Origin of the sequence: Modestobacter muralis, from assembly GCF_010682105.1 — a bacterium.
GTDB lineage: Bacteria > Actinomycetota > Actinomycetes > Mycobacteriales > Geodermatophilaceae > Modestobacter > Modestobacter muralis.
The window spans coordinates 88,308-107,759 of the sequence record NZ_JAAGWH010000014.1; the positions used below are offsets into that span (position 1 = coordinate 88,308).

Genomic DNA, 19,452 nt, shown 5'->3' on the forward strand with positions numbered 1-19,452 from the left:
GCTGGCCCCCGGTCCGGCGGCCGTCGACATCGGGACCGTGTCGGGCAGCCGTCACCGCTGCCAGCGATGAACCCGCACGGCCCAGGACTCGGCGGGTCCTGGGCCGTGCGGGTTCAGAGCCCTCGACCCCGAGGTCAGTGGCCGGAGCTGCCGGGGCTGGAGTGCCAGAGCTTGCGCGGGGGTTCGGCCGCCGCGCGGCGGACAGCGGTCGCTGCATCGTCACCGGCGGGCTTGACGTCGGCGTAGGGCGACATCCGGAAGCCGGTCGGGTGCACCAGCACCGGGCGCACCACCACCGGACGCGGACCGTAGGAGGCAGCCGCGCCGCTGATCGCCTGGTCGGTGCACTGCCCGGGGGTGGCCATCAGGTCGGCGACCGCGGCCAGCCCGCCGGTCTCCCACGCCTCGTGCAGCGCCGGCAGCTCCCAGGCGCCGGTGGCCCGCATCGACACCCCGCGCGGCCCGGTGCGGCGCATGACCCCGCGGACCACCAGCAGCCAGGAGTGGAAGACGGTGGAGGCGTAGGTGCCCTGGACGTCCTCGAAGAAGGTCGAGTCCGCGCACCCGGTGCCGTCGTCGAGGGTCACGAACACCACCCGCTTGCCGGACCGGACCGGCGGGGTCTGGGTGGCCACCTTCACCCCGGCCACCAGCACCTCCGCACCGCTGCGGCACTGCAGCAGCTCCCCGGCCGGCACCGCACCGAGCGCAGCCAGGAACGGCCGGTAGAACTCGATGACGTGCCTGCTGGCGTCCAGCCCGAGCACCTCGAGCTCGGCGCGCACCCGCTCGGCGTCGGTGAACTCCGGCAGCCCGGAGCTGACGAACTCCGGCTGGCCGGTGTCCCCGCCGCCCTCATCGACGTCGAACAGCCCAGGCTCGGGCCCACCGTCGGCTCCGGCCCCACCGTCGGATCCGGCCCCGAAGAGGTCGAGCCCGAGCTGCCCGGTGCTGCTGGCCCGCGCCCCGCTGCGGCTCCACCGGTTGAGTTCGCCGATCTGCAGCAGCAGGTCGCGGCGGGTCAGCTGCTCGCGCCGCCGGGCCGGCCGGCCGCCCTCGCTGTCGCGGACCCCGAACCCGTAGATCGAGTCGAACCCCCCGGCCAGCACCAGCCGCTCCACCACCGGCCGGGACACCTTCGCCCGGTTCCAGAAGTCGGTGAGCGACCGGTAGGGCTGCCCGTCGACGATCCGGGCGACCTCCTCGTCGTTGATCCCCTTCACGTCGGCCAGCGACAGCCGGATGCCGTACCGCCCGGGCTCGGGCATCGCCGCGGGCATCCACGGTGGCCGGGGCACGAGCTCCACCCCGCCGTCCTCGTCGGGCCCGCCGTCGTCCAGGCCGCCGTCGTGCGAGCCCTTGTCGCCCGGGTCACCGTCGTGCGAGCCCTCGTCGTGCGAGCCCTCGTCGTGCGAGCCACCGTCGTACGAGCCACCGTCGTCCGGACCGCTGTCGTCCGGGCCGGCGTCGACCCGCTCGATCCGGTAGCTGCCGGCCGAGGCGTTCACGTCGAGCCCCAGCACGGCCACCCCGAAGTTCCGGGCGTCGTCGAGGATCAGCCGCTTGGGGTACATGCCCGGGTCGTGGGTGAGCACCCCGGACAGGAACGCCGCGGTGTGGTGGGTCTTGAGCCAGGCCGACTGGTAGGTGGGCAGCGCGAACGCCGCGGCGTGGGCCTTGCAGAAGCCGAACGAGCCGAAGGCGACCAGCACCTCCCACACCTTCTCGACCACCGCGACGTCGAAGCCCTCCTCCAGTGCCCGCGGGGCGAACCAGGCCTTGACCTCGGCGTGGGCGTCCTTCTCCCCCAGCGCGCGGCGCACCTCGTCGGCGCTGGCCAGGTCGCAGCCGGTCATCACCGACACGATCTGCAGCACCTGCTCGTGGAAGACCACCACCCCGGCGGTCTCCTCCAGCGCCGGCTGCAGCGCCGGGTGCAGATAGACCGGGTCACGCCAGCCGTTCCGGGCCATCAGGAACGGGGTGACCATGTCGCTCTTCACCGGGCCGGGCCGGAACAGGGAGATGTCGACGATGAGGTCCTCGAAGGTCTGCGGACCGAACTTGCCGACCAGCTCCCGCTGCCCCGGTGACTCGATCTGGAACATGCCCAGCGTGCGGGTGCTGCGGATCAGCTCGAACGTCGTCGGGTCGTCGCGGGGCACCGCGTCGATGTCGAGCTCCTCGCCATCGACCCGGGCCACCTCGTCCATGGCGTGGGCGATGGCCGACTGCATCCGGATGCCGAGCAGGTCGAGCTTGAGCAGCCCCAGCTCCTCGACGTCGTCCTTGTCGAACTGGCTCATCGGGTAGCCGAGGTAGCTGCTCTCGACCGGGGTGCGGTCGAGCAGCGTGGCGTCGGACAGCAGCACGCCGCACGGGTGCAGCGCGATGTGCCGGGGCAGCCCGTCGAGCCGGGCGACCAGGTCGAACATCAGGTCGAGGTCACCGCTGCCGCCCCCACGCCGGGAGCCCATCCGGCTGGCCCGCAGCTCCGGCAGGTCGCGCAGCGCGGCGTGCACCTGGTTGGCCCGGATGTGCGGGAACGCCTTGGCCACCGCGTCGATCTCGGCCGGCGGCAGGCCGAGCGCGGCGCCGACGTCGCGGATGGCGTGCCGCACGCGGTAGGTGTCCATCATCGAGATGCAGCTGACCCGGTGGGCCCCGAAGCGGTCGATCACCGCGTCGTAGACCTCCATCCGCCGGGCGGACTCCACGTCGATGTCGATGTCGGGCAGCTGGTGGCGCAGCGGGGAGAGGAAGCGCTCCATCAGCAGGCCGTAGCGGATCGGGTCGACGTCGGAGATGCCCAGCAGGTAGGTGACCAGGCTGCCGGCGCCCGAGCCGCGGGCGGCCGCCCGCACCCGCAGCTCCTTGATCAGGGCGACCACGTCGGCGACGGTGAGGAAGTAGGAGGGGTAGCCCAGCTGCTCGATCACCGCCAGCTCGGACTCCAACCGCTCGCGCACCGGACCCGACGGGGTCATCCCCCGCCGGCCGAACCCGGCCTCGCAGCGGGCCCGCAGCACCTGCGCCGGGCCCATGCCCCGCTCGGCGTCGGTGGTGACCACGTCGAGCTCGGGGTAGCGCACGGTCCCGATGCCCAGGTCCTCGCGGACGTCGACGGCGCACTGCTCGGCGATGCGGGCGGTGGTCTCCAGCAGCCGGAGCGCGACGTCCCGGTCGGGGCCGGCGATGTCCTCGGCGACCTCGGCCATCTCCTTGCCCGACTTCAGGTGCCCCTCGGCGGTGCGCCGGTCGACGTGCCGCTCCCCCAGCGGCACCAGCCGGCGGGCGGCGTCCAGGACGTCGGCGGTGGGGGCGTCGAAGGCATCGACGTAACGGACCGCGTTGGTCAGCACCGCCGGGACACCGGCCTCGGTGGCCAGTGCCAGCAGCGCCTGCGCGCGGGACCGGTCGCCCTGCCCGCGGTGGTGCACGATCTCGACCACCAGCTGGCCGGGGCCGAACACCGACCGCCAGGCGGCCAGCCGGGCACGGGCGAGGTCACCGTGGCCGTCGGCCAGCGCCCGGCCGACCGAGGAGCCCGGGCCGAGCACCGCCAGCAGGCCGGTCGCGTGCTCCCCGGCCAGGGTCAGCGAGCTGACCGGCTCACCGCGGGTGCCTCCGAGGTGGGTGGCGCTGGTGAGCCGGCACAGCGACCGCCAGCCGGCGCCGTCCTTGGCGAGGAAGGTGACCCGCGGCAGCCGCGGGTCGACCCCGGCCCCGCCCCGCGCCGGTGCCCGGCGACCGGAGGGGTGGCGCGCCCGGTGCAGGTCGGCGGCGCGGACGCGGCCGGGCTCACCGCCGGCGACCGGGTCGACGGCCAGGTCGACGCCGAACAGCGGCCGGATGCCCGCCGACCGGGCGGCGAGGGCGAACTTGACCGCGCCGTAGAGACCGTCACGGTCGGTCAGCGCCAGCGCCCCCATGCCGTGGTCGGCCGCCCGGGTGACCAGGTCGGCCGGGTGGTTGGCGCCGTGCCGCATCGAGTAGCCCGAGGCGACGTGCAGGTGGACGAAGGGGTCACTCACGAGCCGGGCTCGCTGGCGTTCACCCGGCGCGTTCGCGCCACTGCTGTGCTCATGCGTGAGCTCGCACGCTCGCTCACGAGGCGGCAGGACGGCGACGGCCGCCGTCCATCGACCGCAGCCGGACGGGGGCCGGCGGGGAGGCCGGCCGGCTGATCGTGGTCTCCACGACGCCGAGGAAGGTGCGCACGTCGCGGACGAGGTCGTCGGCCTCCCGCTCGGTGACCGCGTGCGAGAGCCCGGCCTCGGCCGCGGCCCGCTTGGCCGCGCCGGCGGCGAAGAACGCCGCCCACTCACCCAGCTCGGGGGCGACGCGGGTGATCAGCACCCAGGCGCTGCGCGGCCGGTGCCGGCCGGCCTCGGGCTGGGTGCGGGCGGCCAGCACCGCCGCGGCGGCGCGCAGGGCGGCCAGGTGCGCGGTGGCGTACCGCCAGCCGGCGTCGGGACTGCCGGTCGCCTCGGCCAGCCCGCGGTGGGCCTGGCCGAGCAGCTGGGCGGCGGCGGACGGCAGGGCCGGGGGCAACGGGAGCTCCTCCTGCTCGGGGGCCGGCAGGGCCCGGACGGCGCCCATCAGTCGTGCGCCCGCACGAGCAGCCACTGCCCGGCCGTCGGCTCCCAGGACAGGTCGAAGACCCCTGCGAAGCTCATCCGGGACCGCCCGGCCCGCGAGGCCTCCACCCGCCAGACCTGCCGGGTCGCGACCAGGTCGGCCGAGGCGCCACGACCGGCGGGGTCGGGCTGCCACCACGGGGCGGTCTCGAGCCAGGAGTCGAGCAGCTCGCCCACCACGTAGCGGGTCTGGCCGCGCCAGAACTGGGCCGGCCCCGTCGGCCCCTGCTCGACCTGCACCTCTTCACCGACGCGGCCACCGGCCCCGACGAGCACTCGGCTCATGACAGACTCCCCAACTCCTCGCCCCACCGGCCGACCCGCACCCCCGGCCCGGCGGGGAAGCGCATGCGGGGAAGGCATGACGGCCCGGGCCGGTGAGCGGACCCACCGGTGTTCGAACACGTGTTCGAACACGTCGAGTAGACCGGAGACGGAGCGGGGACGTCAAGCTGGGACGGGCGCGTCCACGAGCGTGTCCTTGCAGCCACTGCACCGACGGTCGGGGACAACTCGTTTGCACCGCGCCCCACCGCCGGTGTCGACTGGACCGGTGCCTGCCCTGCCCCGTGCGCTGACGCCCCTCCGGCGTCCGGGCTACCGCTGGCTGGCCGTCTCACTGGTGCTCACGCTGACCTCCTCGGGCCTCTACCTGCTGGCCGTGGTCTGGCAGGTGATCGAGCTCGGTGGCGGTCCGGCGGCGCTGTCCCTGGTCAGCGCCGGCACGGCCGTGGGCATGCTGCTGACCACGCTGCTCGGTGGCGCCCTGGCCGACCGGGTGCCGCAGCGGCGCCTGCTGCTGGTCGTCGCCGTCGCCGAGCTGGGCGCGACGGGCGTGGTCGCCGGGCTCTCGCTGGCCGGGCTGCTGCAGCTGTGGCACCTGGCCGCGGCGTCGCTGCTCATCGGGCTGGCCCAGGGCCTCTACTACCCGGCCTATTCCGCGCTGGTGCCCGCCCTGCTGCCCGCCGACGAGCTGCTGGCGGCCAACGGGCTGGAGGGCGTGCTCCGGCCGCTGCTCACGCAGGCCGCCGGCCCGGCCGCGGCCGGGGCGATCGTCGCGGCCGCCTCACCCGGCGCGGCCCTGCTCGTCACCGCGGTGGCCGCGCTGGGCGCGGTCCTGGCGCTGCTGCGGCTGCCGGCCACGCCGCTGCGCCGCGACCTGGACGCCGAGGCCGCGGCCGCCGGCGGGCCGGCCCGGCACCCGGTCGCCGCGCTGCTGCACGACGTCCGGGTCGGCTTCTCCTACATGGTCGCCACCCCGTGGCTGCTCGCGACGCTGGTCTTCGCCTCGCTGCTGGTCCTCGTGGTGCTCGGCCCGCTGGAGGTGCTCACCCCCTTCGCGCTGCGCGAGCAGACCGGCGGCGGGCCCTCGGAGCACTCGCTGGTGCTGGCCTCGTTCGGGATCGCGGGGGCGGTGGGCTCCCTCGCCGTTGCCTCGCGCCCGCTGCCGCGCCGCTACCTGACGTTGATGATCATGCTGTGGGGCGCCGGGTGCCTGCCGCTGGCGGTCTTCGGCGTGGCCACCGAGCTGTGGCTGTTCGTGCTCGCCGCCGCGGTCGCCGGCGCGGCCTTCCAGGGCGCCACCGTCATCTGGGGCACGCTGCTGCAGCGCCGGGTGCCCCCGGCGATGCTCGGCCGGGTGTCCAGCCTGGACTTCTTCGTCTCGCTGGCCTTCCTGCCGGTGTCGATGGCACTGGCCGGCCCGGTGAGCGGGGCGATCGGGGTGCCGGCCACCTTCGCCCTCGCCGGGCTGGTGCCCCCGGTGCTGGCGGTGGCCGCGATCGTGGTGGCCCGGCTGCCCGCCGACGAGATCGCCCACCCGCTCGACACCCCGGCCCGCACGACGGACGGGACGACGGACGGCACGACCGGGGAGACGACCGAGGACACGGCCGCCCTCGGTCGGAGGTGAGCACCGGGCGGTGCGGCGGGCTCCCCCGGCCGGTGGCAGGATCGCGCGCATGACCTCAGCGGAGATCCCGCAGCACCCCCGGGTCGCCGAGGTCGTGCAGCTGCTGCGCGCCGCCGGCGTCCCCGGTGAGGTGCGCGTGCTGCCCGACAGCGCCCGGACGGCGGCCGAGGCGGCCGCCGGGCTCGACGTGCCGGTCGGCGCCATCGCCAACAGCCTGGTGTTCGACGTGGGCGGCCAGCCGCTGCTGGTGCTGACCAGCGGCGCGCACCGGGTGTCCGAGCCGCTGGTGGCCGAGCTGCTCGGCGTCCCGGCGGTCGTCCGGGCCACCCCAGAGTTCGTCCGGCAGCACACCGGGCAGGCCATCGGCGGCGTCGCCCCGGTCGGGCACCCCGAGCCCATCGGCACGCTGGTCGACGTCGAGCTGGCCCGGCACACGCAGGTCTGGGCGGCCGCCGGTCACCCGCACACCGTCTTCCCGACCAGCTACACCGAGCTGCTGCGGCTGACCGACGGCACCCCCGCCGAGGTCGGTCCCGGCCCGTCGGTCGAGCTCGGCACGGCGCCGCACCCCGAGGCGGTGGCCTCGTGACCGGCACGACCCCGGCGACCCGGGTCGTCGAGCTGCCCACCCCCTGGATGCGCGAGCACCTGCACGATGCGCTGGCCATCTACGGCGCGGCGATGGGCTACGGCGACGCCGTCGTCGCCGGTCGCTACGGCTACGCCGTCCAGCACACCGAGCGCACCGGCTTCCGCGCGGTCGGGGCGTTCGTGGAGACGCCGGACGGCGAGCGGCTGGTCGGCTTCGGCTACGGCTACCTGGTCGCGCCCGGCCAGTGGTGGCACGACCAGGTGCGCAACGCCCTGGACCGGCGGACGGCGAAGCAGTGGCTGCCCGGCGCCTTCGAGGTCTGCGAGCTGCACGTGCACCCAGACCACCAGAGCCGCGGGCTGGGCCGGCAGCTGCTGCACGCCCTGGTCGCCGACGCCGACTCCCCGGTGGCGCTGCTGAGCACGCCCGACACCGACACCAAGGCGTTCCGGCTCTACCACGCCGACGGCTTCGTCGACCTCGCCCGGGGCCACCACTTCCCCGGCGACTCCCGCCCCTTCGCCATCCTGGGTGCCCGCCTGCCGCTGGCCCCGCCTGTCCGGAAGGACTGATCGCCGTTCCCAGCTCGCCGCAGGACACCGCCGTCCCCGCGCCGCCCGGCGACACCACCGTCGACGCCGTCGTCATCGGCTCCGGGCACAACGGCATGGTCGCCGCCGCCCACCTGGCGAAGGCCGGGCTGCGGGTGGAGGTGGTGGAGTCCGACGAGGTGCTGGGCGGCGCGGTCTCCACGGTCGAGCGGTGGCCCGGCGTCCGGGTCGACCGCGGGTCCAGCGCGCACGTGATCATCCGGCACAGCGGGGTGGTCGAGGAGCTGGAGCTCGACCGGTTCGGGCTGCGCTACATCGACTGCGACCCATGGGCCTTCGCGCCCGCCCCGGTGCCCGGCGACCCCGGCCCGGACGGGCAGCCGCTGGTGTTCTCCGTCGACCTGGACGCCACCTGCGCCTCCATCGCCGCTGCGTGCGGGGAGGCCGACGCCACGGCCTACCGCCGCTTCGTCGAGGTGTGGGGCCCGCGCAGCGCCGCCGTCGTCAAGGCCTTCGGCGACCGGCCCGGCCCGGTCCAGCTGGTTCGGCACCTGTGGCCGGTGGGCGCCCCCCGCCGCGGCCAGCCGCGCACCCCGGGCGGCGAGATCGCCACCGACTTCATCGGCTCCGGCGACGCCCTGCTCGACCGCTGGTTCACCCACGAGCGGCTCAAGGCCGCCCTGGCCTGGTTCGGCGCGCAGTCCGGCCCGCCGATGTCCGAGCCCGGCACCGCGGCGATGGTCGGCTGGGTGGCGCTGCTGCACGACGTCCCGCCCGGCCACCCGGTGGGCGGCTCCGGCGGGCTCACCCAGGCCCTCGCAGCCCGGCTGACCGCCGATGGCGGCCGGGTCACCCTCGGCGACGGCGCGGCCCGGCTGCTGGTCGAGGGCCCGGACGGCGCCCGGCGGGTGACCGGTGTGCAGACGGTGTCCGGACGGCGGATCACCGCCCGCGTCGTCGTCGCCGCCTGCCACGTGCTCGCCACGAAGGCCCTCGCCGGGGACGACGCCCCGCCGGCGCTGGCCGACGCGGACCCGCCGCTGGGCAACGGCTTCGGCCTGGTGCTGCGCTGCCAGACCGACGCCCTGCCCGACTACCCCGGCGTCGGCGAGGAGGCCCTGCAGGGCCTGCAGCTGCTGTGCACCGACCGCGCCCAGCTGGCCCGGGCGCACGGTGACTACCTCGCCGGGGAGCTCCCCCGCGAGCCGGTGCCGCTGGCCATGTCGTTCTCCGCGAGCGACCCGACGCTGGCCCCCGAGGGGCAGCACGTGGTCACCATCTGGGGCCAGTGGTACCCCTACGCCCTCGCCGACGGCAGCCACTGGGACGACCTGGCCGAGGACGCCGCCCAGCAGCTCGTCGCCGCGGTCGACCGGTACGCCCCCGGCTTCGCCGGCTCGGTGCAGCGGATGTACGTCCAGACCCCGCTGAAGCTGGAGCGGGAGCTGTCGCTGCTGCGCGGCAACGTCATGCACGTGGAGATGAGCCTGGCCAGCATGTTCGGCTTCCGGCCCACCCCCGCGCTGTCCGGCCACCGGGTCCCCGGGCTGGACGGGCTGTACCTGGCCGGTGCCTCCACCCACCCCGGCGGCGGGGTCTCGGGCAACTCCGGGCGTACCGCCGCGCGGATCGTGCTGGCCGACCGCCGTCCCGCCGCGCGGCTGCGCGCCGGGCTGCGGGCGGGGGTGCGGAGCCGGCTGGCGGCCAGGACGGGGCGGTGACGGCCACCGCCGTCCCCGGGCGCACCCGGCCGGCGCCGGGCTGGCTGCCGCTGGCGCTGACCGTGGCGCTGCTGGCCACCGCGATCGCCTACCCGCTGTCCGGCGGCTCGGCCCGCACCGGCATCAGCTGGGTGATCGTGCTGCTGGGCTCCGCGGCCGCGATCAGCCACGCCTGGGTCAGCCGCGGCGCCCGGACCGGCCTGGGGGTGCTGGTGCTCGTCGCCGTGGTCGCCGTCGGGTTCGAGGCGCTGGGGCTGTCGACCGGCTTCCCGTACGGCACCTACGACTACAGCGACGTGCTGGGCCCCACGCTGCTCGGCGTCCCGTTCCTGGTGCCGCTGGCCTGGCTGATGATGGCCTGGCCGAGCTGGGTCCTCGCCCGGCGGCTGGCCCCGGGGTCGCGCCCGCTGCGGGTGCTCGTGGCCGCCTACGTCTTCGCCGCCTGGGACGTCGTGCTGGACCCGCAGCTGGTGCAGGCCGGCTTCTGGCGCTGGGCGCACCCCACGCCGGGGCTGCCCGGCATCGACACGGTGCCGCTGACCAACCTGGCCGGCTGGCTGGTCGCCGGGCTGGTGCTGATGACGCTGCTGGACCTGCTCGTGGCCCGCACCGCGACCTCGCCCCGCATCGGCGACACCGCACCGCTGCTCACGCTGGCCTGGATGGTGCTGGGCGGGGCGCTGGCGCACGCGGTCTGGCTCGACCTCCCCGGGTCGGCCGTGTGGGGCGTCGCCCTGGCGGCGCCGGTGATCGTCGCGCTGGTCCGCCGACGGTGAGTCCGGCGGCGCACCGGCTGGTGCAGGCGTGCGCCGGGCTGTCGGTGCTCGCTGCCGCGCACGCGGCGGTCAACACCGCGCTGCTGCGCCGTCCCCCGCTCGCGCCGCGGGCGGTCGACCGCCGGGTCACCGTGGTCGTGCCGGCCCGGGACGAGGCCGACCAGATCGAGGGGTGCCTGGCCGCGCTGCTGGACCAGCGCGGTGTGCCGGGACTGCGCGTGGTGGTGGTCGACGACGGCTCCACCGACGGCACCCCCGACCGGGTCCCGGTCGACCCCCGGGTGCAGGTGCGCACCGCCCGGCCGCCGGGTCCGGGGTGGCTGGGCAAGCCGAACGCCTGCGCCCAGGGCGCGGCCGCCGCCGGGGACGCCGACCTGCTGGTGTTCCTCGACGCCGACGTCCGGCTGATGCCCGACGCGATCGCCTCGGCCGTCGCCGTGCTGGACGACGCCGGCCTCGACCTCGTCTCACCCTGGCCGCGGCAGCTCACCGGCACTGCGGCCGAGCGGCTGGTGCAGCCGCTCCAGCAGTGGCTGTGGGCCACCCTGCTGCCGCTGCGGCCGGCCGAGCGCTCGCCCCGGCCCTCGCTGGCCGCGGCCAACGGCCAGTTCCTGGTGGTGCGGCGCGCGGCGTACGAGCGGGCCGGCGGGCACACGGCGGTGCGCGGTGAGGTCCTGGAGGACATCGCCCTGCTGCGTGCGGTCAAGGCCGCCGGCGGGCGCGGGGTCGTCGTCGACGGGTCGACGCTGGCCACCTGCCGGATGTACGACGGCTGGCCGGCGGTCCGCGACGGCTACACGAAGTCGCTGTGGTCGGCGCTGGGCGGGCACCCGGCGGCGTCGGCCGGGGCCGCCGTGGCGCTGGGCGCCGTCTGGGTGCTCCCCCCGCTGGCGGCCCTGACCGGGTCGCGGGCCGGACTGGTCGGCTACGCGGCCGGCGTGCTGAACCGGGCGGTCGTCGCGGCCGGCACCGGCGGGCGGGTGTGGCCCGACGCGCTGGCCCACCCGGTGTCGGTGGCGCTGTTGGACCTGCTGGTGGCCCGCTCGCTGCGCGCCCACCGCCGCGGTGAGCTGACCTGGCGGGGCCGCACGCTGACCGTCCCGCGCTGAGCGCGACGATGGGGCGGTGACCGAGCCCAGCAGTCCCCCGCGCACCGGCTTCGACCCCGGGCAGATGGAGACGGGCGCCTTCTACCGGGTGCTCAACTCCGTCGTCGTCCCCCGCCCGATCGCCTGGGTCGTGACCCGTTCGGCCGAGGGTGTGCACAACCTGGCGCCGCACTCGTTCTACACGGTGGCCTGCGTCGACCCGCCGATCGTGCAGTTCACCTCGGTGGGCCGCAAGGACTCCCTGGTCAACGCCGAGGCGACCGGGGACTTCACGGTCAACCTCACCCCGGAGTCGATGTTCGAGCAGGCCAACGCCACCGGCACCGACTTCCCGCCCGAGGAGAGCGAGGCCGAGCACACCGGCGTCCGCCTGGAGCCCAGCGAGACCGTCGCGGCGATGCGGGTGGCGCAGTCACCGGTGTCGCTGGAGTGCACGCTGCACTCGACGCTGCGGCTGGGCGACAGCACCGTGGTGTTCGGGCAGGTGCGGCACATCGCCGTCCACACCGCCGCCGTCCGCGACGGCCGCCCGCGGATCGAGCACCTGCGCCCGCTCGCCCGCCTGGGCGGCAACGAGTGGGCGACGATCGGCGAGGTGAAGGAGATCCGCCGCATCCCCTACGCCACCTGGACCGAGGACCCCTCGATCGGCGAGCAGCTCCGCGGCGACTGACGGCGGAAGTGGCCACTTCCGCCCTCGAGGACCCGTCGAGGGGCCATCTTCGCGAACATGGCCCCTCCTCGACGGGCCGTCAGGACGGCAGGTGCGGGGCGACCTCGTCGGCGGCGTCGGCGCCGAAGGCGGCGGCGAAGCGTTCGAGGAACAGCTCGCGGGGCAGCGAGTACTCCTGGGTGCCGACGACCTCGACGGCGGCGGTGGCGACCGCCGAGCCGACCTGGGTGGCGCGCTCGAGGCCCAGCCCCCACTGCCGGGCGGCGACGAAGCCGGCGCGCAGCGCGTCGCCACCGCCGGTGGGCTCGACCGGCTTGGTCTCCGGGACGGCGATGACGTGGACCGGCTCGGTCCCGGCCTGCTCGACGACCACGCCGTCCGCGGCCCGGGTGGTGACCCAGGTGCCGACCCGGGCGAGCACCTCGGCGTCGTCCCAGCCGGTCTTCTGCAGCAGCAGGGCGTGCTCGTACTCGTTGGTGAAGAGCAGGTCTGCGCCGTCGACCAGGTCGCGGATCATCTCCCCGTCGGCCCAGGCCAGCTGCTGGCTGGGGTCGGCGAGGAAGGGGTAGCCGCGCTCCCGGCACTCGGCGGTGTGCTGCACCATCGCGGTCGGGTCGTTCGGCCCGATGATCACCAGGTCCAGGCCGCCGACCCGGTGCTCGACCGGGGCCAGCTCGATCATCGAGGCCTCGCTCATGGCGCCCGAGTAGAACGAGGCGATCTGGTTGTTGGCCACGTCGGTGGTGCAGGTGAACCGGGCGGTGTGCTTCATCTCCGACCACCGGACGCTGCTGGTGTCAACGCCGTGCCGGGTCAGCCAGGCGTCGTAGTCGGCGAAGTCGCTGCCCACCGCCCCGACCAGCACCGGGGAGAGGCCGAGCAGCCCCAGCCCGTAGGCCATGTTCGCGCCCGCGCCGCCGCGGTGCTGCACCAGGTCGTCGACCAGGAAGGAGAGCGAGACGTTCTCCATCTTGCCCTCGACGAACTGGTCGGTGAACTTCCCGGGGAAGGTCATCAGGTGGTCGGTGGCGATCGAACCGGTCACGACGACGGGCATGAGGGGCTGCTCTCTCCGGGGGGACAACGGCCATCGAGCGGCCGGTCGAGCCCCGGCCGGGACCGGGCGCGGGACCGCTCCAGGGTAGGAGCCGCCCCGGCCGGCCGCGCGGGGCGGTCAGCCGGCCGGGGTCTCCTCGCCCAGCGCGCGGCGCAGCTGGACGCCGAGCTGGGTGGTGCCGACGACGCCCAGCAGGCAGCCGACGGCCGCCCCGGCGGTGACCAGCACGGCCACCACGTCGTGCCCGCCGACCTCGATGCCCAGCAGCGCGACCACCCCCGCACCGCCCAGCCCGAACGCGGACATGACCACCCGGGTGGGGCGCTCCCACACCGAGATGGCCCCGGTCTCGCTCACCCCGGCCTGCCCGGCGCGGGCGCGCAGGTAGTCCGGCAGCCAGCACAGCGCGCCGAAGGCCACGGCCAGCCAGCCCGGCGCCCCGGCCACCCAGAAGGCGAGCGCGTAGGCGACCTCGGTGAGCCGGTCGACCGCGGAGTCCAGCACGAACCCGCGCCGGGACGCCCGGCCGCCGGCGATGGCCAGCGCGCCGTCCAGGGAGTCCAGCAAGCCCGACAACCCGATCAGCAGGCCGCACACGACCAGCCAGCCACCCCCGGCCGCCGCCGGCCCCACCGCGGCCCCGGCCACCACCAGGCCCAGCGCGGTGGCCACCAGCGGGGAGAGCCGCGCCAGCGGGACGGCGAGGGTGTAGGCCAGGGTCAGCCAGCCGTGCACCCACCGGCTGTCGGCCGGGTCGGTGTCGCCGTGCCACCGCGACCAGGCCGCCAGGTACTCGTCACGGCTCAGCACCGGGTCAGTCCACCACGTCGCGGGCACGTCCCGGCACGGGCAGGGACAGTGGGGTGGTGCTCGCCGGCCTCTCCCCCGCCCGCCGCCGCCTGGTGGTGGCGCTGCTCGCCGTCCTCGTCGTCGCCGCGGCCGGCATCGCCGCCGTCCTCGTCGTCCCGCGGCTGACCGGTCCCGAGGCCGACCGGACGGCGCCGGCCGCCGAGCAGACGCCGGGGCCGGTCCTCCTGGTGCCCGGGTACGGCGGCTCGACCGGTTCGCTGCAGGTGCTCGCCGACCGGCTCACCGCCACCGGCCGGGACGCCACCGTCGTCGCGGTGCCCGACGGCGGCACCGGCGACATGACCGCCTCCGCCGAGGCGCTTGGCACGGCCGTGGACGACGCGCTGGCCCGCACCGGCGCCGGCAGCGTGGACGTCGTGGGCTACTCCGCCGGCGGGGTGATCGCCCGCCTGTGGGCCGCCGACGGCGGCGCCGACCAGGCCCGGCGGGTGGTCACCCTGGGCTCGCCGCACCACGGCACGACGCTGGCCGACCTGGCCGCCGGCGTGCTGCCCGCCGAGTGCCCGCAGGCCTGCCAGCAGCTGACCACCACCAGCGACCTGCTCGCCGGGCTCAACGCCGGCGACGAGACGCCCGAGGGCCCGGACTGGGTGTCGGTGTGGACCACCGCCGACCAGACCGTCACCCCGCCGGACTCCGCGGAGCTGGCCGGCGCGCTCGACCTCACCGTGCAGTCGGTGTGCGCCGATTCCCGGGTGACGCACGGGCAGCTGCCCACCGACGCCGTCGTCCAGGGCATCGTGCTCGCCCAGCTCGCCACCGGGCCCCCGGTGCCGCTGGGCCCGGGCGACTGCGCCCGGCTGCGGCAGGGCTGACCCGCCCCGAGGAGCCGACCGGGGTCCGGGCGGTCGCCCGCAGCGGTCCGAGCGACGGCCCGGGCGACGTCCCCCTGCACCAGCAGCTGTCCCCCTGCACCAGCGTTGGTGCGGGGGGACGCACGGTGATCAGGTCACCTGATCAACGCTGCACAGCCGGAGGACGGCGGCGGGACCGCTAGGAGGTGATGTCCTTGGTGGTGAAGTTGGCCCAGGCCGCGCTGACGAGCACCACGACGTAGACGGCCTGCAGCCCGATACCGCGCACGATGTCGCGCCACAGCACCGGCTCGCGGAACAGGTCGACGAAGGCCAGCCAGTAGCGGGTGGGCAGGTAGGGCGCGAAGGACGACGCCGCGTCGAGGGTGAACAGCAGCGACGAGGCGATGAGCACCGCCAGCGCACCGAGCGCCGCGGCCAGCGGCGAGTCGGTGAGGGTGGAGAAGAACAGCGCGAACGCGGCCACCCCCAGCATCGAGACGGTGATGTAGCCGATCGCCAGCACCGTCCGCCAGGCGATCTGCTCGGGGGTGATGGTGGTGCCCGACAGCGTCGTCCCACCGATCGGCTGGACGTCGAAGAGCAGCTGCCCGACCACGTAGCCCACCGCTGCCACCACCACCACGGTGACCAACACGAACGCGATGACCGAGACCAGCTTGGCCACCAGCAGCCGGGTGCGCCCGGCCGGGCGGGCCAGCAGGTACCGCAGCGTGCCGGCCTGGGCCTCCCCGGCGATCGCCTCTCCGGCGACGACGGAGACCGCGATCGGCAGGAACAGCGGCAGCACGATGGCCAGCGCGGCCAGCGGGTAGAGCGTGCCGTTGGTGAGCACGGCGGAGAGGAACACCGGCCCCTCCCCCGGCCGCGGCGCGAGGTCGGTGACCGCCAGCAGCACGGCCACCAGCACCGGCAGGGCGTTGAGCATGCCGATCGTCACCCAGGTGCGAGGACGGCGGAACAGCTTGCGCAGCTCGACGGCGATCACCGGCGCGACCGCTCGCCCGGCGCGTCGACCCGGTCGGCGCTGGTGCTCGCCGCGGCCAGCACCACCTCCTCCAGGGTCGGGCGCTCCAGCGCCAGCCCGGTCACCGGCACCCCGGCGGCGACCAGCGCGGCGTTGACCTCGGCCGGGTCGGCGCCGCGCACCACGGCCCGCCCGACGGAGGTCCGCAGCACCCGGCCGTCGAGCGCGGCGCGCACCCGGTCGGCGTCGGGGGTCTCCACGACGGTGGCGCCGGTGGGCGCGGTGAGGGTGGCCAGCTGGTCCTGCAGCACCAGCCGCCCGCGGTCGAGCACGCCGACCCGGGTGCACAGCTGCTCGACCTCGGCCAGCAGGTGGCTGGAGAGGAACACCGTCGTCCCGGCCCGGTTGAGCTCCAGCAGCAGGTCGCGGATCTCGTGGATGCCCTGCGGGTCCAGCCCGTTGGTCGGCTCGTCGAGCACCAACAGCTCGGGGCGGCGCAGCAGCGCGGCACCCAGGCCCAGCCGCTGGCGCATCCCGAGGGAGAAGTCCTTCACCGGCCGCCGGCCCACCCCGGCCAGGCCGACCTGCTCCAGCACCGTGTCGATCCGCGCGGTCCGGGTGCGGCGGGACCCCCCGGGCCCGGCGGCGTCCAGGAGCGACAGGTTGGCCCGGGCGGACAGGTGGCCGTAGTGCGCCGGGCCCTCGATCAGCGCGCCCACCCGGGGCAGCACCCGGCGCGCCCGCGTCGGCATCGGCTCGCCGAGCAGCTGCACCTCCCCCTCGGTGGGCAGCACGAGGCCGAGCAGCATCCGCACGGTCGTGGTCTTGCCCGAGCCGTTCGCGCCGAGGAAGCCGTAGACGTCGCCGGCGCGGACGTCGAGGTCGATGCCGTCGACCGCGCGCAGCCGGCCGTAGCGCTTGACCAGGCCGGTGGTGCCGATGACGGTGCTCAGGGTGCCTCTCCGGTGAGCTCGGTGGCCGCAGCGGCCAGCGCGTCGAGGGTGACGGTGCCGGTGAGCAGCACCGCGCCGTCGGGGCCGTCGGCCAGCATCAGCCCCAGCGGCCCGGCGGCGATCCGGACGCCGAGGTCGTCCACCACCGCGCCGGGCGCACCGGCCAGCGCGGTGCGCAGCCCGTCCGACGCGCGGCCGGGCAGGGCGCCGACGGTGAGCAGGGTGACCCCGCGGCCGTAGACGCCGACCCGGGCGGGCGCGCCCTCGATCGTGCGGCGGTCCAGGCCGGCCAGGGCGGCGGGCAGCACCAGGGTGCTGTCGCGGGTGCCGCGGGTGGCCGCCAGCAGCAGCTGCGGGGCCTGGCCCTCGCGGATCCCCGCGGCGGCCGGGACGGCGAAGTCGACGACCTCGGCGGGCGGGGTGGTGAGGTCCAGCTCCAGGAAGGACGTGTCGACGGCGGGCTCGCCACCGGCCGCGCCGAACACCTGCACCCGCAGTGGCAGCCCGCTGGCCGCGTCCACCCACACGTCGACCCGGCCGACCGACGCCGACTCCTCGGCCGGCACGACCCGCAGCCCCAGCGCGTCCCGGCCGGCGACCCGGTCGGCGCCGAAGCGGCTGAGCTCGGCGTCCCCGGCCTCCGACAGCAGCCGGCGGCCCAGCGCGCTGGGCAGCAGGTCCGGGGCGCTGGGCAGGGCCAGCGCGGTGTCCGCGGTGCGGGTCGCCGCGTTGGCCACGTAGTCCCAGGTCCAGGTGCCGCTGGCGTCGGCGTGCACGCCGGTCTCCCCGGTGGGCGAGACGACGTCCACCCGCCAGTCGCCCACGCCGCGGTACCAGGTGCGCATCGTCGTCCGGTCGCTGAGCAGGTCCGCGACGCCGGTCAGCTGCTCCCCCACCGGCAGCGCCAGCCCGCCGGCGGCCTGCGCGTAGCCGGCGAAGGCCACGCCCGTGGAGTCCAGCGCGGCCCGGCGCAGGTCGGCGGCCGAGGTGCCGGCGTCCGACGCCGGCAGCGCCCCGATCAGCGGGGGCAGGGCCAGCAGCACCGCGACACCGCCGCCGACGGCCGCCCACCGGCGGGCTGCACCGGTCCGCCGTCGCCCCACGCGGGCCACGGTACGTCGGCATCCTGTGCCCGGCCGGGCGCTCAGCCCAGCGCGACGACCAGGCAGCACCCGGCGAGGACCTCCGGGGAGGACGACGTGCGACGGCCCGCCCGGCCCCCTACGGTCGGTGCCCATGGCCGCCCCGATCAGCGACGCCGTGGTCGTCGACGTCCTCCGCCGGGTCGACCGCAGGCTCACCCCGCTGGCCGAGCGCCTCGGCCGCCCGCCCCGGGTGCACATCGCCCGGCGCGCCGCCTGGTGGGCCGAGCGGGTCAGCCGGGTCGCCGCCGGGGTCTCGGCCGCACCGCGGTTGGCCGGCAAGCTCGCCGACCTGCTGCCGCTGCAGAACACCGTCGGCTCGGCGGTGCAGGCCCTCGTCGTCCTCGGGGTGGCCGGCGAGCACGACGTCCTCGACCCGCCCGCGCGCATCTCGCTGCTGGCCCGGGTGCTGCTGGACCGCGACCTGCCCGCCGACCGGGTCGCCCCGCTGCTGACCCGGGCGAGGGGCAGCTACGTCGACGAGGCGCTGGGCACCGACCGGTCCGGCCTGGACGGCGCGGCCCGCAGCCTGTGGCGGGCCGCCCGGCTGCTGAGCCGGATCGACGACGCCCTCGACGCCCGTCCCAAGGGCAAGCTGCGGCACCGCGCGCTGGCCCAGCTGCCGGTGGTCGGCGTCGTCGGTGGCTACGCCGCCGAACGGGAGGGCCTGCGCCGGGCGGCGGAGGAGGCCGAGCAGCTGCTCAGCAGCTGAGCGCCGGGTGCGGGCTCAGACCGCCAGCACCGCGGCCGGCGCCCCGGTGTCGACGCCCTCCCCGGCCAGGCTCGCGTACACCTCGCGGGTGGCCGTGGAGCGGTTCATGGTGATGAAGTGGATGCCGGGCACGCCCTCGGCGAGCAGCCGCTGGCACATCTGGGTGGCCACCTCGACGCCGTAGGCACGCATCGCCCGCTTGTCCTGGGCGGTGTCGCCGTCCAGCTCGGCGAACCGCTCGCCCAGCTCGTCGGGGAACGCCTGCCCGGACAGCTGCACGATCCGCGTGATCTGCTTGGCGCTGGTCACCGGCATGACCCCGGCGATGATCGGCACGTCGCAGCCGCGTGCGGCGACCCGGTCACGCAGCCGCAGGTAGTCCTCCACCCGGAAGAACATCTGGGTGATCGCGAAGTCGGCGCCGGCCCGGGCCTTGGCGACGAACATGTCGGTGTCGGACTCCAGGTCCGGCGAGCGCGGGTGCTGCTCGGGGAAGGCGGCCACGCCCACGGAGAAGTCGCCGATGTCCTTGATCAGCTCGACCAGCTCGGCGGCGTACCGCAGCCCCTGGGGATGGGCGACCCACTCCGCCTGCGGGTCGGCACCGGGCGGGTCGCCCCGCAGCGCCAGCAGGTTGCGCACCCCGGACGCGGCCAGCCGGCTGATCACGTGCCGCAGCTCGGCGACGCTGTGGTCGACGGCGGTCAGGTGGGCCAGCGGCAGCATCGTGGTGTCGGTGGCGATCCGCTCGGTCACCGAGACGGTGCCCTCGCGGGTGGAGCCGCCGGCGCCGTAGGTGACGGAGACGAACGAGGGCTGCAGGCGCTCGAGTTCACGCAGCGCCGTCCACAGCTGCCCCTCCCCGGCGTCGTCCTTCGGGGGGAAGAACTCGAAGGACCAGGTCGGCCGCCCCTGGTCGAGCAGCTCGCGCACGGTGCCGGTCACGGGAGTCGATCGTACGG

General features: G+C 76.0%; 18 protein-coding genes. 9 read left to right on the top strand and 9 right to left on the bottom strand.

Features of this window, described 5'->3' with window-relative positions; all coding sequences use genetic code 11:
• Positions 1 to 134: 134 nt before the first annotated feature.
• From GCU67_RS07480 to GCU67_RS07490, 3 genes are all read right to left on the bottom strand, one after another.
• A complete protein-coding gene (locus tag GCU67_RS07480) occupies positions 135 to 4,034 on the bottom strand; it encodes a DNA polymerase III subunit alpha (RefSeq protein ID WP_163610463.1) in 3,900 nt (1,299 codons plus the stop codon).
• Positions 4,035 to 4,107: 73 nt separating this feature from the next.
• Entirely contained in the window at positions 4,108 to 4,602 is a 495-nt protein-coding gene (locus tag GCU67_RS07485; protein WP_163610464.1) for an SAV_6107 family HEPN domain-containing protein, read from the bottom strand.
• Complete coding sequence (locus tag GCU67_RS07490) at positions 4,602 to 4,925, bottom strand: DUF6504 family protein (protein ID WP_163610465.1); 324 nt, start codon at positions 4,923 to 4,925, stop codon at positions 4,602 to 4,604. Before GCU67_RS07490 ends, GCU67_RS07485 begins: the two co-directional genes overlap by 1 nt.
• A 268-nt stretch (positions 4,926 to 5,193) precedes the next feature.
• On the opposite strand from GCU67_RS07490, the gene GCU67_RS07495 reads away from it, so the two are divergent.
• The 7 genes from GCU67_RS07495 to GCU67_RS07525 all read left to right on the top strand — a co-directional run bounded on the left by GCU67_RS07495 (position 5,194) and on the right by GCU67_RS07525 (position 11,974).
• The gene (locus tag GCU67_RS07495) at positions 5,194 to 6,552 is read left to right on the top strand and encodes an MFS transporter (protein WP_163610466.1); all 1,359 of its coding nucleotides are present in this window, start codon (positions 5,194 to 5,196) and stop codon (positions 6,550 to 6,552) included.
• Positions 6,553 to 6,601: 49 nt separating this feature from the next.
• On the top strand, positions 6,602 to 7,141 hold the full coding sequence (locus GCU67_RS07500) for a YbaK/EbsC family protein (protein ID WP_163610467.1): 540 nt from the start codon (positions 6,602 to 6,604) through the stop codon (positions 7,139 to 7,141).
• Positions 7,138 to 7,716, top strand: a complete 579-nt coding sequence (locus GCU67_RS07505; protein WP_163610468.1) for a GNAT family N-acetyltransferase — start codon at positions 7,138 to 7,140, stop codon at positions 7,714 to 7,716. Before GCU67_RS07500 ends, GCU67_RS07505 begins: the two co-directional genes overlap by 4 nt.
• Before the next feature lie 74 nt (positions 7,717 to 7,790).
• The gene (locus tag GCU67_RS07510; RefSeq protein ID WP_338104861.1) at positions 7,791 to 9,416 is read left to right on the top strand and encodes a phytoene desaturase family protein; all 1,626 of its coding nucleotides are present in this window, start codon (positions 7,791 to 7,793) and stop codon (positions 9,414 to 9,416) included.
• Positions 9,413 to 10,192: a carotenoid biosynthesis protein gene (locus tag GCU67_RS07515; protein ID WP_163610469.1), complete on the top strand. Its 780-nt coding sequence runs from the start codon at positions 9,413 to 9,415 to the stop codon at positions 10,190 to 10,192. The genes GCU67_RS07510 and GCU67_RS07515 overlap by 4 nt, the downstream gene beginning before the upstream one ends.
• Positions 10,189 to 11,301 (top strand): glycosyltransferase family 2 protein, encoded by a 1,113-nt coding sequence (locus GCU67_RS07520; RefSeq protein ID WP_338104856.1) that lies wholly within the window; start codon positions 10,189 to 10,191, stop codon positions 11,299 to 11,301. Before GCU67_RS07515 ends, GCU67_RS07520 begins: the two co-directional genes overlap by 4 nt.
• Before the next feature lie 16 nt (positions 11,302 to 11,317).
• Positions 11,318 to 11,974: a flavin reductase family protein gene (locus GCU67_RS07525; protein ID WP_338104857.1), complete on the top strand. Its 657-nt coding sequence runs from the start codon at positions 11,318 to 11,320 to the stop codon at positions 11,972 to 11,974.
• Positions 11,975 to 12,053: 79 nt separating this feature from the next.
• Here GCU67_RS07525 and GCU67_RS07530 read toward each other — a convergent pair whose 3' ends face one another.
• Entirely contained in the window at positions 12,054 to 13,031 is a 978-nt protein-coding gene (locus tag GCU67_RS07530) for a carbohydrate kinase family protein (protein WP_163610470.1), read from the bottom strand.
• 117 nt (positions 13,032 to 13,148) lie between these two features.
• Complete coding sequence (locus tag GCU67_RS07535; protein WP_163610471.1) at positions 13,149 to 13,841, bottom strand: CDP-alcohol phosphatidyltransferase family protein; 693 nt, start codon at positions 13,839 to 13,841, stop codon at positions 13,149 to 13,151.
• A 53-nt stretch (positions 13,842 to 13,894) separates the two neighbouring features.
• Between GCU67_RS07535 and GCU67_RS07540 the strand changes: the two genes are divergently transcribed.
• A complete protein-coding gene (locus GCU67_RS07540) occupies positions 13,895 to 14,716 on the top strand; it encodes a lipase family alpha/beta hydrolase (protein WP_338104858.1) in 822 nt (273 codons plus the stop codon).
• 178 nt (positions 14,717 to 14,894) lie between these two features.
• Here GCU67_RS07540 and GCU67_RS07545 read toward each other — a convergent pair whose 3' ends face one another.
• Genes GCU67_RS07545 through GCU67_RS07555 form a run of 3 tightly spaced genes read right to left on the bottom strand, consistent with a single transcriptional unit; the run spans position 14,895 to position 17,739 of the window.
• Positions 14,895 to 15,704: an ABC transporter permease gene (locus GCU67_RS07545; protein WP_163610472.1), complete on the bottom strand. Its 810-nt coding sequence runs from the start codon at positions 15,702 to 15,704 to the stop codon at positions 14,895 to 14,897.
• The gene (locus GCU67_RS07550; protein WP_163610505.1) at positions 15,701 to 16,636 is read right to left on the bottom strand and encodes an ABC transporter ATP-binding protein; all 936 of its coding nucleotides are present in this window, start codon (positions 16,634 to 16,636) and stop codon (positions 15,701 to 15,703) included. Before GCU67_RS07550 ends, GCU67_RS07545 begins: the two co-directional genes overlap by 4 nt.
• Complete coding sequence (locus GCU67_RS07555) at positions 16,633 to 17,739, bottom strand: sigma-E factor regulatory protein RseB domain-containing protein (protein WP_338104859.1); 1,107 nt, start codon at positions 17,737 to 17,739, stop codon at positions 16,633 to 16,635. The genes GCU67_RS07550 and GCU67_RS07555 overlap by 4 nt, the downstream gene beginning before the upstream one ends.
• A 133-nt stretch (positions 17,740 to 17,872) precedes the next feature.
• On the opposite strand from GCU67_RS07555, the gene GCU67_RS07560 reads away from it, so the two are divergent.
• Positions 17,873 to 18,490, top strand: a complete 618-nt coding sequence (locus GCU67_RS07560; protein ID WP_163610474.1) for a hypothetical protein — start codon at positions 17,873 to 17,875, stop codon at positions 18,488 to 18,490.
• 15 nt (positions 18,491 to 18,505) lie between these two features.
• Here the strand turns inward: GCU67_RS07560 and metF are convergent, their stop codons facing one another.
• Positions 18,506 to 19,435: a methylenetetrahydrofolate reductase [NAD(P)H] gene (gene metF, locus GCU67_RS07565; RefSeq protein ID WP_163610475.1), complete on the bottom strand. Its 930-nt coding sequence runs from the start codon at positions 19,433 to 19,435 to the stop codon at positions 18,506 to 18,508.
• Between the last annotated feature and the right edge of the window lie 17 nt (positions 19,436 to 19,452).

What these genes read in the sequence shown, in the direction of transcription:
- GCU67_RS07560 (WP_163610474.1), top strand. Translation starts at nt 17,873, where the DNA reads ATGGCCGCCCCGATCAGCGACGCCGTGGTCGTCGACGTCCTCCGCCGG.
- GCU67_RS07500 (WP_163610467.1), top strand. Translation starts at nt 6,602, where the DNA reads ATGACCTCAGCGGAGATCCCGCAGCACCCCCGGGTCGCCGAGGTCGTG.
- GCU67_RS07485 (WP_163610464.1), bottom strand. Translation starts at nt 4,602, where the DNA reads ATGGGCGCCGTCCGGGCCCTGCCGGCCCCCGAGCAGGAGGAGCTCCCG.
- GCU67_RS07490 (WP_163610465.1), bottom strand. Translation starts at nt 4,925, where the DNA reads ATGAGCCGAGTGCTCGTCGGGGCCGGTGGCCGCGTCGGTGAAGAGGTG.
- GCU67_RS07530 (WP_163610470.1), bottom strand. Translation starts at nt 13,031, where the DNA reads ATGCCCGTCGTCGTGACCGGTTCGATCGCCACCGACCACCTGATGACC.